Source organism: Streptomyces sp. cg36 (genome assembly GCF_041080675.1).
Classification (GTDB): Bacteria; Actinomycetota; Actinomycetes; order Streptomycetales; family Streptomycetaceae; genus Streptomyces.
Map to the genome: position 1 here is coordinate 1,757,285 of NZ_CP163520.1, position 12,867 is coordinate 1,770,151.

Annotated in this window: 8 protein-coding genes; 3 read left to right on the plus strand and 5 right to left on the minus strand. The window is 75.0% G+C overall.

From position 1 onward, the window contains the following. Nucleotides 1-166: 166 nt before the first annotated feature. Nucleotides 167-943, plus strand: a complete 777-nt coding sequence (locus tag AB5J87_RS07860) for a hypothetical protein (protein ID WP_369375450.1) — start codon at nucleotides 167-169, stop codon at nucleotides 941-943. A gap of 387 nt (nucleotides 944-1,330) precedes the next feature. Here AB5J87_RS07860 and AB5J87_RS07865 read toward each other — a convergent pair whose 3' ends face one another. Beyond that, on the minus strand, nucleotides 1,331-2,116 hold the full coding sequence (locus AB5J87_RS07865; protein ID WP_369375452.1) for a GntR family transcriptional regulator: 786 nt from the start codon (nucleotides 2,114-2,116) through the stop codon (nucleotides 1,331-1,333). A gap of 124 nt (nucleotides 2,117-2,240) precedes the next feature. Between AB5J87_RS07865 and AB5J87_RS07870 the strand changes: the two genes are divergently transcribed. Together AB5J87_RS07870 and AB5J87_RS07875 are read left to right on the plus strand one after the other, a co-directional pair. Further along, nucleotides 2,241-3,077, plus strand: coding sequence for a (2Fe-2S)-binding protein (locus tag AB5J87_RS07870; RefSeq protein WP_369375454.1), 837 nt, complete (start codon nucleotides 2,241-2,243; stop codon nucleotides 3,075-3,077). 215 nt (nucleotides 3,078-3,292) lie between these two features. Beyond that, nucleotides 3,293-4,348 (plus strand): DUF2637 domain-containing protein, encoded by a 1,056-nt coding sequence (locus tag AB5J87_RS07875; RefSeq protein WP_369375456.1) that lies wholly within the window; start codon nucleotides 3,293-3,295, stop codon nucleotides 4,346-4,348. Nucleotides 4,349-4,363: 15 nt separating this feature from the next. On the opposite strand, the gene AB5J87_RS07880 is transcribed toward AB5J87_RS07875, so the two are convergent. From AB5J87_RS07880 to AB5J87_RS07895, 4 genes are all read right to left on the minus strand, one after another. Continuing rightward, nucleotides 4,364-4,822 (minus strand): ATP-binding protein, encoded by a 459-nt coding sequence (locus tag AB5J87_RS07880; RefSeq protein WP_369375458.1) that lies wholly within the window; start codon nucleotides 4,820-4,822, stop codon nucleotides 4,364-4,366. 355 nt (nucleotides 4,823-5,177) lie between these two features. Next, nucleotides 5,178-6,920, minus strand: a complete 1,743-nt coding sequence (locus AB5J87_RS07885; protein WP_369375460.1) for a pyruvate dehydrogenase — start codon at nucleotides 6,918-6,920, stop codon at nucleotides 5,178-5,180. A gap of 28 nt (nucleotides 6,921-6,948) precedes the next feature. Continuing rightward, entirely contained in the window at nucleotides 6,949-8,766 is a 1,818-nt protein-coding gene (locus tag AB5J87_RS07890) for a protein phosphatase 2C domain-containing protein (protein WP_369375462.1), read from the minus strand. A gap of 159 nt (nucleotides 8,767-8,925) precedes the next feature. Next, entirely contained in the window at nucleotides 8,926-12,687 is a 3,762-nt protein-coding gene (locus tag AB5J87_RS07895) for a S8 family serine peptidase (protein ID WP_369375464.1), read from the minus strand. Nucleotides 12,688-12,867: the final 180 nt, after the last annotated feature.

A 12,867-nucleotide genomic window follows, 5' to 3' on the forward strand; every position in this document is an offset into this window, starting at 1 on the left:
GGGCCCCGGCACCACCCCGTCGCGCGCAACCCGCCGTTTGTGAACCAATTCACGCGCGGGCCTTGGCCCCGCGTGCCAATCCGTGCTGAGATTCGCCCACGGCTCCACAGCTCGGACTCAACGGCTCAATGGCGCGCTCGGGGAGGGCAACGTGGCGTACTCCGCCATGTCTGATTCCGGAACGACTGCAGAGAACGGGGATCCGCTCCATCCGCTCCAGATCGCGGTATGGCGGCTGCGCTCGCGCGGCTGCTGGACGGACGCGGCGGCCCTGCTGGAACCACACGCCGCCGAGCCCGCCGCAGCGCTCCAGCGGGCCGCGCTCCTCACCGAGCGCTGCCTGTACACCGGGGACGGCTGGGCGGAGGCCGAGGAGGCGCTGCGCGGCGCGGAAGCCGTGGCGGGGGACGACGAGGAGCGCGGCGCGGCGGCGTGCGAGCGCGGCCAGCTGGCGTACGCCTCGACGCTGCTCGGGGTGCGCGACCGTGCCGACGAGGCGCGCTCGGCGCTGGGGCGGGCCGCCGCGCTGATCGCCCCGGCGGCGCGGGGGCGGGCCCTGCTCGACTTCCGGCGGGGGCTGCTCGCCGAGAACGTCGCGGACGCGCCGCAGGCGGCCCGCGCCGCCTACCGCCGCGCCCACGCGGGCGCCACCGCGCACGGGGACACGCTGCTGCTCTCCTTCACCTGGCGCCATCTGGCCGGACTCGCCCTGCGGGACGGGGAGTTGGCGGAGGCGCGGCACGGGTTCGCGGAGTCGCTGCGGATCCGGGAGGAGCTGGGGTATCTGGTCGGTACGGCACCCGCCCTCGCCGCGCTGGCCCAGGCCGAGCCGGAGCCGGAGGCCGCGCGGCTGCGGACGGAGGCGGCGCGGCTGTTCCGCCTCCTGGGCGGGGTCCCCACGTGGCTGGCCTCCCACCTGGCCCCGTCCCCGGCGACGACCTGACGCCACCCCCACGTGCGGCCTGGCAGGGCCGGGCCCCATCCGCCCGTGCCCCGTCTGCGGACCGTGCGTGGCCGATCGCGCAGTTCCCCGCGCCCCTTGTACGCCCGGACCTCATCTGCGGGCCGGTGGGGGCTGCTCGCGCAGTTCCCCGCGCCCCTAGGGGGTGCCCGGCAGCCAGAGAGTCCAGCTCGGCCACCCGCTTTTAGGGGCGCGGGGAACTGCGCGAGAAGCGAGCACGGTCCGCGGACGAAGTCGGGTTTTCAAGGGGCGCGGGGAACTGCGCGAGAAGCGAGCACGGCCCGCGGACGAACGAGGGTTTTCCAGCGGCGCGGGGAACTGCGCAGAGAGCTGCCACAGTGGGGGACGAAACCGACCCGCCGCGCCGCGCTACAGCGTCGACCCCGTGAAATGCTCCCGCACCAGGGACTGGACCACGGCCAGATCCTGGGCGCTCAGCGCGTCCAGCAGAGCCAGGTGCTCCGCCGCGTCGGCGACGAGTTCGGCGCGGCGGGCGACGGGCGCGGCGGTCAGCGGCCACTGCGAACGCCGGTGCAGATCCTCCGCCACCTGAAGCAGCTGCTGGTTCCCGGCGAGCGCCAGCACCGCCCGGTGGAAGGCCCGGTCGGACTCCGCGTACCCGGCCCGGTCGCCGACGGCCGCCGCGTGGGTGGTGGCCTCGGCGAGCGGGCGCAGCTCGGCCCACCGCGCGGCCGGCACCGACCGCGCGAGCCGCAGCATCACCGGCACCTCGATGAGCGCCCGCACCTCCGCGAGCTCCGCGAGCTCCCGGGCGCTGCGCTCGGTGACCCGGAAGCCCCGGTTGGGCACGACCTCGACGGCGCCCTCGGAGGCGAGGCGCTGCATGGCCTCGCGCACCGGCGTGGCCGAGACGCCGAAGCGCTCGCCGAGCGCCGGCGCCGAGTAGACCTCGCCCGGCACCAGTTCGCCGTCGACCAGCGCGGCCCGCAGCGCCTCCAGGATCTGGCCGCGCACGGAGTGCCGCCGCACCTGGGGCGGCGCGGGTTCGCTGTGCGTGTGCTCGCCGCGCGCCTCGGCGCGCCCCGCCCCGTCCGGTACGGCCGCGAACGGCGCCTGTCCGGGGCGGACCTGCGCGGGCACGCGGGCGGCCCCGAACGGCGCCGCCGCCGCTTCGCGCGCTCTGCCCTGCTCCACCCAGGCCCTCCTACCGCTCGGTACTCCCCCAGCACCATAGGCGGACAAAGCGACAGTTCAAACCTCGCGCGCATCCGCTAAGGTAAGCCTTACCTGCAAACGATCGTGATTCGGTGGTCCCTGCATGACTGTGTCCACGCTGCTCCCGAGTCCCCTGGCGGCGTCCTACGCGCGCCTCGCCGAGGCGTACCCCGGCCTCCGGGTCGACGAGCTCGCGGATGGCGAACGGGCCCCCGAGAGCCCCGGATGGTTCGGCGCGCACCGCCTCGCGGAGGGCGCCGACGCCCTCGACGACTTCCTGGCCTGGGACGACGAGCAGGTCCTGCGCGACTACGGGCAGCGGGCCCGCCCCGACGTCATCGCCTCCTTCGGCTTCCACCGGTACGCCTGGCCGGTCTGCCTGCTGATCACGGTCCCCTGGTTCCTGCACCGGCGGGTCCCCCGGCTGCCGGTCGAGGACGTGACGTTCCAGCGGGCACTCGGACGGCTCAACGTGCGGGCGCGCGAGTTCGCCTGTCTGCCGGGCGACCCGGCCGCCGGGCACCCCGGGGCCCGGGTCGTCCCGGACGAGGAGGCGCTGCGGGGCGAGGTGCGCGCGGCGGTGGCCGAGCACATCGGCCCGGTGCTCGACGGCTTCGGCCCCCGGATGCGGCGCGGGCGCCGGGCGCTGTGGGGCATGGCGACGGACGAGATCGTCGAGGGCCTCTGGTACGTGGCGGCGCTGCTCGGCGAGGAGCGCCGCGCGATGGCCGAGCTGGAGCTGCTGCTGCCGGGCTCGACCAAGCCGTACGTGGGCGCCGCCGGGTTCCGGGAGCTGACCGGGCCCGCGGGCGAGCCGCTGCCGACCCGCGACCGGGCCAGCTGCTGCCTCTACTACACGCTGCGCCCCGAGGACACCTGCGTCACCTGCCCCCGGACCTGCGACGCGGAGCGCGTGGCCCGGCTCGCCGCCGCGTCCTGACCCCGCACGGCCCGGCGGGGAGTCCACGCCACCCGTCCGAGTGAGCCGCGTTCGCACACAACTCGGTTTGCCGCGACGCCAGTTCGAGCAGATCGCACCTATCCGTATGCCCTGACGCCCTCATGGCGTTCTCTTGCCCCGAAAACCCCTGCGGCCCCGCGCGGCAGGAGCAGTATGGCGCCCGGAACGCCTTACGTGATTTCAAGGGACACCGCATGCGACTGACCGACATATCTCTGGACTGGCTGCTTCCGGGCGGCGTGATGATCGCGGGGGTCGTCGTGGCGTCGGTGGTCGTGGCACGCGGCAGGCGCGCGGGCGAGAAGACCTCCGGCGACGACAGCTGGGAGCGCAGCGAGGAGCGCCGCCGCCGCAAGGAAGCGGTCTACGGCACGGCCTCCTACGTCCTGCTCTTCTGCTGCGCCGCCGTCGCCGCCGCGCTCTCCTTCCACGGTCTGGTCGGCTTCGGCCGGCAGAACCTCAGCCTCACCGACGGCTGGGAGTACCTCGTCCCGTTCGGCCTCGACGGCGCCGCGATGTTCTGCTCGGTGCTGGCGGTGCGCGAGGCCAGCCACGGCGACGCGGCGCTCGGCTCGCGGCTGCTGGTGTGGACGTTCGCGGGCGCGGCGGCCTGGTTCAACTGGGTGCACGCGCCGCGCGGGATGGCCCACGCGGGCGCCCCGCAGTTCTTCGCCGGGATGTCGCTCTCGGCCGCGGTGCTCTTCGACCGCGCGCTGAAGCAGACCCGCCGGGCGGCGCTGCGCGAGCAGGGCCTGGTGCCCCGCCCGCTGCCGCAGATCCGCATCGTCCGCTGGCTGCGGGCGCCCCGGGAGACCTTCGGCGCCTGGTCGCTGATGCTCCTGGAGGGCGTGCGCACGCTGGACGAGGCGGTCGAGGAGGTGCGCGAGGACCGGCGGGACAAGGAGCAGAACCGGCTGCGCAGGCGCGAGCAGGAGAAGCTGGAGCGGGCACACCTGAAGGCGCTCAGCCGACAGGGCCGCTCCCCCCGGGTCCGGCCCGGCGGCCGTCAGGTCGAGGTGCCGGGCATGGGTGCGAGTGGGGGCTCCGGGCAGCCGAAGGCTGTCGCGGAGCCCGCCATAGAGCCGGGACAGCTGCCCCTGCGCCACCGGCCCTCCCTGCAAGCCGTAACCGACGCTGACGGCACGGCACCCCGGACCGTCGATCTGACCGCCGAGGACGACACCCAGACCCTGCCCCGGCTCGACCATCTGGAGCGCAAACTGAAGGACCTTGAGCAGCAGTTCGGCTGAGCCGGACGGGGGCCGTCAGGCCGCCCCGTGCGCGAGCTCGAACCAGACCACCTTGCCCGCCTCGTGCGCGCGCACGCCCCAGGCGTCCGCGAGCGCCTGCACGAGCAGCAGCCCCCGGCCGTGCGTACCGTCGTCGGCGGACGGTACGTGCGGTTCGGGCAGTACCGGCGTGAAGTCGTGCACCTCCACCCGCAGCCCCGCCGGGGCCAGCGTCGCCGTGACCACGGCGCCGTGGTCGGTGTGGACGAGCGCGTTGGTCACCAGCTCGCAGATCAGCAGCTCGGCCACGTCGACCGGCTCGCCGTGCCCCCAGTGGCCGAGCAACTCCCGTAGCGCGCGCCGGACTTCCGGCACCGCGGTCAGGTCCGACCGCCCCAGCCTGCGCCGCAGCTGCCCGTGGAGCACCGCGTGCGCACCCGTCCCCCGGAACGGCCCGTCCACCGCGGGCCCCGCCCCCTTCTGACGCCCTGTCATAGCCCCCACCCGCACGTCGCTACGTCCCTTTCCGTCTCGAACACCCTCACGGGATGCATGCCCCACCGCCCCCCCGTCACGCATGGTGATTCCGCAACAACCGACGGGATCCGCGCGGGAGCGGTTCCACGCTCCGCGAGGCCGTGTTCCGCTTCCCGTCCCGGGCGGGAGAGCGCAACGCGCCGCACTCCTTACCCGGGGGCGGCTCACAGGTCCGGGGCGGGCGCGGGCCCCGGAATCAGCGGTGGACGGCCGAAATCCCCTGGAGTTCCACACGCCTTCCGGCCACCGCGGCGACAGACACGCGCACCAGAGGAGATCGCCCCAACTGCCTACGCACGGGTGGACGACTTCCTTACGGGCGCGGCACGTTGCGCAGATTGGAACGGGCCATCTGGAGCATCCGGCCGACTCCGCCGTCCAGCACGATCTTGCTCGCGGAGAGCGCGAACCCGGTCACCATCTCCGCGCTGATCTTCGGCGGGATGGAGAGCGCGTTGGGGTCGGTGACCACGTCGACCAGGGCCGGGCCCTTGTGCTTGAACGCGTCCTTGAGCGCGCCCGCGAGGTGCTTGGGCTTCTCGACCCGTACGCCGTAGGCACCGGCGGCGCGGGCGATCGCGGCGAAGTCCGGGTTGCGGTTGGTGGTTCCGTACGAGGGCAGCCCGGCCACCAGCATCTCCAGCTCCACCATGCCGAGCGAGGAGTTGTTGAAGAGGACGACCTTCACCGGCAGGTCGTACTGGACCAGGGTGAGGAAGTCCCCCATCAGCATGGTGAATCCGCCGTCGCCGGACATCGAGACCACCTGGCGGTCGCGGTCGAGGAACTGGGCGCCGATCGCCTGCGGCAGCGCGTTGGCCATCGAGCCGTGGCTGAAGGAACCGATGACGCGGCGCCTGCCGTTGGGCGAGATGTAGCGGGCCGCCCAGACGTTGCACATCCCGGTGTCGACCGTGAACACGGCGTCGTCGGCGGCGAGTTCGTCCAGCACGGACGCCACGTACTCGGGGTGGATCGGCACGTGCTTCTCCACCTTGCGGGTGTACGCCTTGACCACCCCTTCCAGCGCGTCCGCGTGCTTCTTCAGCATCTTGTCCAGGAAGCGCCGGTCGGTCTTGACCCGCACCCGTGGGATGAGGCACCGCAGCGTCTCGCGGACGTCGCCCCACACCGCGAGGTCCAGCTGGGAGCGGCGTCCCAGGTGCTCGGGCCGCACGTCGACCTGCACGATCTTGACGTCGTCGGGCAGGAACGCGTTGTACGGGAAGTCCGTGCCCAGCAGGATCAGCAGGTCGCACTCGTGGGTCGCCTCGTAGGCGGCGCCGTATCCGAGCAGCCCGCTCATGCCGACGTCGTAGGGATTGTCGTACTGGATCCACTCCTTGCCGCGCAGCGCGTGCCCCACCGGGGCCTTGACGCGCTCGGCGAACTCCATCACCTCGGCGTGCGCCCCGGCGGTGCCGCTGCCGCAGAAGAGGGTGACCCGGCGCGCCCCGTCCACCAGCCGGGCCAGCTTGTCGATCTCCGCGTCGCCGGGGCGCACCGAGGGCCGCGCGGTGACCAGGGCGTGCTCGACGGCGCGGTCCGGGGCGGCCTCGGCGGCCACATCGCCCGGCAGCGCCACCACGCTCACCCCGCCCCGGCCCACCGCGTGCTGGATCGCCGTCTGGAGCAGCCGGGGCATCTGCTGGGGGCTGGAGATCATCTCGCTGTAGTGCGAGCACTCGCGGAACAGCTGGTCGGGGTGGGTCTCCTGGAAGTAGCCGAGGCCGATCTCGGACGAGGGGATGTGCGAGGCGAGGGCGAGCACCGGGGCCATCGAGCGGTGCGCGTCGTAGAGCCCGTTGATGAGGTGGAGGTTGCCCGGCCCGCAGGAGCCCGCGCAGGCCGCCAGGGTGCCGGTGAGCTGGGCCTCCGCACCGGCCGCGAACGCGGCGGCCTCCTCGTGGCGGACCTGGATCCAGTCGATGGCGGAGTTGCGGCGGATGGCGTCGACGACGGGGTTGAGGCTGTCGCCGACCACGCCGTACATCCGCCGCACCCCGGCGCGGGCGAGGATGTCCACGAACTGCTCTGCCACATTCTGTTTGGCCATGGGCCCCATTCATCCACGGCCGCCCGGGTTACGCCTCCCAGACGGCGACCGCCGTACGGTCGTCGGCGTACCCCTTCACCCTGAGCTGGGTGTCCGCGAGGAAGGCGGCCAGCCCCGGCGGCTCCTCCCCGGCCCAGCGTCCGGCCAGCTCCGCGGCCAGCGCGGGCTCGCCCCGCATCGGCTCGGCCAGCCCGCCGCTGCACAGCAGCAGGGTGTCCCCGGGCCGGGCGACCGAGGCGCGGAAGCGGAACGGCTCGGCGGGCGGGGCCGGCGGGTCGATGTAGGGCCGGGCCGGCTCCACGGTGTGCAGGTCCATGGTGAGCCGGTCGCCCTCGGCGGACTCGGCGGGCGCCGAGCCGTATCCCACCACCGGCTCGCCCGAGACCTCGCCGGGTGCGGGCACGGCGGGCTCGATGTCCTGCCACACCCCGCCGCGCAGCCGGAACAGCCCGCCGGGCCCGACCCCGAAGAAGACCCGGGTGCGGCAGCTGGGGTCGGCGGAGAGGAGCAGACAGCGCAGTCCGGCCGTGTACTCCTCGGGCCGCGCGCCGAGTTCGGCGGCGCGGGCGCGCAGCCGTCCGTAGCTGCGGTCGGTGAGCCGGTGCAGCCCGGACTTCAGATCGCCGCGCCGCCCGGCCCTGATGTCGTCGGCGAGCCGGAGGTGGCTGCGGCCGATGGCGCCGCCGATCCAGCGGCAGGCGTCGGCGGCGGCGAGGTGCGCCTCCTCGAAGGCCCGTACGCCGCTGGCGAGGGCCACCAGGACCAGCGCGTCCTCGCCGTTGCCGAACCGGGCGGTGAGCAGCGCGTCCCGGCGCGGCTCGCCCCGGTAGCGCGCCGAGTCGCCGCGCACGGAGGCGGCCCGCAGGACGTAGGCGCCGTAGCGCGCGCCGTCGAGCACGGTGTCGGCGACGAGCGCGGAGAGCGTGTCGGGGAGCGCGGTGGGCAGGGCGGTCGGCTCGGCGTCGTAGGTCGGCGGCCGGTCCCCCACATGGCCGACCCGGGTCCGGTCGGCCGGGGGCGGCGGGGCCGGGGCCGGCTCGGCGGGCGCGGGCGGCACGGCGGACCGCGCGGGCGGGGCGGGGGGACGGGGTGCCGCCCCGGACGGCCCGGCGGGCGGCTCCGGCGGGGCGGCGGCGGCCCGGGGCGGGGGCGGCGGGTCGGCCGAGGGGCGGGAGCGCGGCGGGGGCGGTGGTTCGGGCGGGGCGACCGCCGGGGGTGGTGTGGCCGCCGGACGCGGTGTCACCGGCGGCGACGCCGTGGCCGCCGGGGACGGTGTGGCCGCTGGAGGCGCCGTCCCCGTCGGGGGTGGTGGGGCCGCCGGGCGCGGTGTCACCGCTGGAGGCGCCGTGGCCGCCGAAGGCACGGTCACCGTCGGGGGCGGTGTCGTCGTCGGAGGCTCCGTGGCCTCCGGGAGCCGTGTCACCGGCGGCGGCGCCGTGGCCGCCGGGGTCGGTTCGGGCGGCTCGGGTGGGGGTGGGGGCAGTGGCCCCGGCTCGTACTCGGGCGGTGGGGGCAGTGCGTCCGCCGGTTCCCACCAGGACGCCGTGCGGCGGTGGAGGGGATCCGGTGGCGGCGAGCCGCCGGGCGGCTGCCAGGGGGCCCGGGGGCCGCCGTCCGCAGGATCGATTCGGTCCGACGGCGGGGGCGGGTCCGGCGCCCGGCGGACCGGCTCCGGGACCGGTGACCTCGGGTCCGGCACGGTCGGGCTCACCGTCCGGGCGACGGAGTCGAAACGGTCGTCGAGGGTGTCGCCCGCGTTGGCGGGCGAGTGGTCCGGGGCGGTCTCGTCGTACAGCCGAGTCCACCAGTCGTCGTCCGAGGTGCGCCTCTCCCCCTGCTGACTCATGCCCTTATTGTCCACCGCACGGGCCGTACGAAAACGGTGCATCGGGTAAAAGTGGTCAGCACACAAATCCGCCCGCCGCACGCGGGCGCGAGCCCGACGCGCTTCCGGCGGGCGGCCCTTCCCCCCACGAGACAGGGCCGCCCCCGGAACCGCTCGTGACTACCGCACGTCGTACGCGCGGGTCACGGTCTGGGTGACGGAGTTGCCGCCCGCGTCCGTCAGACGGGCCTTCAGCGTGACCTGGCGGCCGGCCGCGCCCCGGTGGTCGACGATGGCCGACCAGTCGTCGCCCCGGTGGACCGTTTTGGCCTCGGTCCAGGTCGCGCCGCCGTCGTAGGAGTACGACAGCGCGGCCGAGGTGAGCCGGGCCGGGGTGTAGCCCGCGTGGCCGGTCACCGAGAGGCCGATGCGCAGGCCGTCGGCGGCCGGGAGGGTCTTGAGGCCGTCCTCGGGCAGGGCGTAGCGCGGGAAGAGGATGCCCAGGCCCTGCGAGTAGACGTTCTCGTCGAGCTTCGAGCGGAACGACCAGACCGTGCGGACGTCGGTGGAGCGCTGCCAGACCTGGGCCGGGGAGCCGATCTTGGTGACGTTCTGCTCCAGCTCGTACCCGCCTTCCGCGGCGGGCACTTCGAAGACCCCGGACGGCCAGCCGCTCTCGCCGAGGACCTCGCCGTCGCGGCGCAGCACCAGATTGCCGATGTCGCCGAACGAGCCCGCCTCGGCGTAGTGCCCGCCGTCGCCCCACATCGCGTCGGCGAAGCCGATCAGATTGCCCTGCCGCTCGGCGGCGAGCAGCGGCGCGCCGTCGGTGTCGCGCGGGGCGACCGGGGTGACGGCCCCGTCGTACCAGCTCTCCGCGCGGGTGCCGCCCGCCGCGTACTGGCGGCGCCGGTCGACCATGGCCTCGCCGAACGGGAAGCTGCTGGAGGTGAGGTGGTCCCAGGCGGTGTCGCCGGGCGTGTAGTACTCGGTCCGGGTGCCGGGGGCCGGGACGAGGTCGATGGTGCCCGGGTAGACGGCCGCGCCGGAGGGCCGGTGGGCGGCGGTGCTGTCGATGTAGTCGGTGGCCACGCCCATCGCCCGATAGGTGGCGGTGACGGCGCCGAGCCGGTCGTCGCGGACCCGGTAGGTGCGGTCCGAGCCGATCGGCCCGGACTCCGGGAAGGCGAGGTTGTAGACGTACGGGCTCTTGGCGGTGGCCTGCCAGCGCAGGGTGACCGGGCCCGCGCCCACCTCGCCGAGCAGCGCCGACGCCTCGGTCCGCCCGATCGCGAGGACCGGGAGCACGGGGCCGGTGAAGCCGCCGGAGGGCACCCAGCGGGCGGGGTCCGCGCGATGGGCGAGCACGGCGACCGCTCCGGCCGCCTTCGCGTCCCGGGCCGCCCCGGCGACCGAGGTGGTGTCGTCCGCGAGCCGGACCAGGGCGATCGCGCCGCGCGCTCCGGCGGCCTTCAGCTCCTCGGGCGTGCCGGTTCCGGCGTCCACCAGGCGGGCGCTCCCGGCGCCGTCGAGGTTGACGGAGCCGGCGCCCGCGGTGACCGGGTGCAGCTCTCTCCCGCCGGAGCTGCGCAGCCGGGAGACGAGGGGCGCGTACGTCCGCCAGTAGCTGCCGAACTCGAACGTGCCGTCCTTGGCGCGGCCTTCGACCGAGGCGTAGTACCCCTTGACCGAGGAGCCGCCGGTGGCGGTGCCGGCGTGCAGCCAGTAGCCGTCCCAGGCGCGGGAGAAGGCGAGCGTGGTGGCGCGGGCCTCGCTGGGGCGGCCGGTCTCCACGCGCAGCCGGTGCGCGGTGCGGGCGTCGAGGACGACGGTGGTGTCCTTGGTCAACTCCAGCTGGGGGCGCCCGAGATAGGTGAGGGAGTCGTTGAGCGTGGCGCCCTCGCCCGCGTCGGGGGTGGCGACGTAGGCGGAGAGGAAGTAGGCGCCGGGGCGCAGGGTGTAGAGCTGGTCGGCGGCGCCCTCGTTGTAGCGGCGCTCGCCGGTGGCGTCGTCGGTGCCGATGACGTCGAGCGAGGACGGGCCGTTCGCCGGGCGGCCGAGCCGGTCGACGAGCTTGACCCGCAGGGTGACGGTCTTCGGCTGCACGTAGAGCGAGAACGGCGTGGAGACCCGCACCCCGGGCCCGGTGGCCAGCACCCGGCCGGTGACGTCGCCGTACTGGGCGGCGGTCAGGCGCGCGGCCGGGTCCAGCCGCAGCGGGACCTCGGCGGTGGCTCCGGCGGGCACGGTGACGGTGCGCCGCTCCAGCGCGGCGACGCCGGAGCGCACGCGCGAGCCGTCGTTGCCGGTGACGCCCTCGACGGCGAGCGAGAGGGTGACGGGCCGGGCCGCGGTGTTGGTGTACGGGACGGAGACGGTGGTGCGGTCGCTCTTGTCCTGGGGCCAGTTGAAGGAGCCGCCCTGGACCGCCGGGGCGCCCAGGACCGTCTCGTCGATCGCGGCCTTCACGTCGAGGCGCCCGCCGCCGGTCTCGCGCACGTCGCCGGGGATGGCCGCGTCGGCCGAGGAGACCAGCGCCGCCTTGATCCGCTGCGCGCTCCAGTCGGGGTGGCGCTGCTTGACGATCGCCGCCGCGCCCGCGACGTGCGGGGTGGCCATGGACGTACCGCTCATGGTCCGGTACGCGTAGACGCCGCGCCCGCCCGCGCTGGCCGCCGAGATGTCGACGCCGGGCGCCGTGATCTCCGGCTTGAGGGTGTGCGAGAAGGGGGCCGGGCCGCGGCTGGAGAAGTACGCGGTGGAGTCGTCCCGGTCGACGGCGCCGACGGTGAGGACGCCGGGGGCGCAGCCGGGCGAGGAGACGGTGTTCTGGCGCGGGCCGGAGTTCCCGGCCGCCACCACGAACAACGTGCCCTTGGTGTGGGCGAGTTGCTCGGCCGCCGTGCTCATCGGGTCGGTGCAGTCGGTGGGTTCGGGGCTGCCCAGGCTCATCGAGACGACGTCCGCCTCGCTGTCGACGGCCCACTGCATTCCGGCGATGATCCACGACTCGGCGCCGGAGCCGCTGTCGTCGAGGACCTTCCCGGCGAGCAGGGCGGCGCCGGGGGCGACGCCCTTCTTCTTGCCGCCGCTGGCCGCGCCGGAGCCGCCGACGGTGGAGATGGTGTGGGTGCCGTGGCCCTGGCGGTCGTCGGTGGTGTCGGAGTCGGTGAAGTTGCGCGTCCCGGCGATCCGGCCCTTGAGGTCGGGGTGTCCGGCGTCGACGCCGGTGTCCAGGACGGCGACCTTGGTGCCGGTGCCGTCGTACCCGGCGGCCCAGGCGAGGTCGGCGCGGACCTGCTTGGTGGAACGGTCGAGACTCGCCGTCACCTTGCGGTCCAGCCACAGCTTCTTCAGCGGCGCGGCGGCGCGGGCGCGGCTCGCGGTGATGTCCGCCCAGAAGTCGGCGGCCTTCGTCTTGTCGGCCTTCAGGGCGACGCCGCCGACGGCCGGCAGGGCGAGGGAGCGGGCGGCGCCGCGCGGGGCGGGGGCGAGGGAGCGGGCGCCGGGGGCGCCGTAGACGGCGATCAGCGGAAGCGTCGTGGTGTGGGCGTCGTCGTAGCCCTGGCGGATCAGGCCGGAGACGTTGAACAGCTGCTCGTCGACGGTGCGGGCGGCGAGGGCGGTGGTGGCGCCCTCCGGGTAGACGTACAGGTCGTCGCCCGAGCGCCGGGTCTGCGTCAGCGCGACGGTGCCGTCCGGGCGGGGCAGCGCGGTGGCCCCCACGGCCTTTCCGGCGGCGTCGCGGGCGACCAGGACGCGGTCGCCGGTGACGAGGGTGACGGTGACGGGCCGCCCCTGCTGCCGGGCGGCGGCGCTGCCGGTGAGCGGTCTTTCGGCCGCCTTGGCGGCCGGTGGCGCGGCCACGGACGGCACGGCCACACCGACGGCGAGGGCGGTGGCGGTCGCCACCCCCAGAGCCGTACGCGATATCGGACGCATCGCTCTCCCCAGGTGAATCCGGAACAAAACAGTCCGCGCGCAAAGCGCGCAAATGCCTTGTTGCCGACGGCTGTTGGTGCTGCGGTTGCGCCACCTTGGCAGAGCGGCGGAAGGTGCGGGGATGATGTTGTGAGGCGGGTTTGCGCCGTGGCCGTTTCCCGCCACGCGTGGACCGGCCCG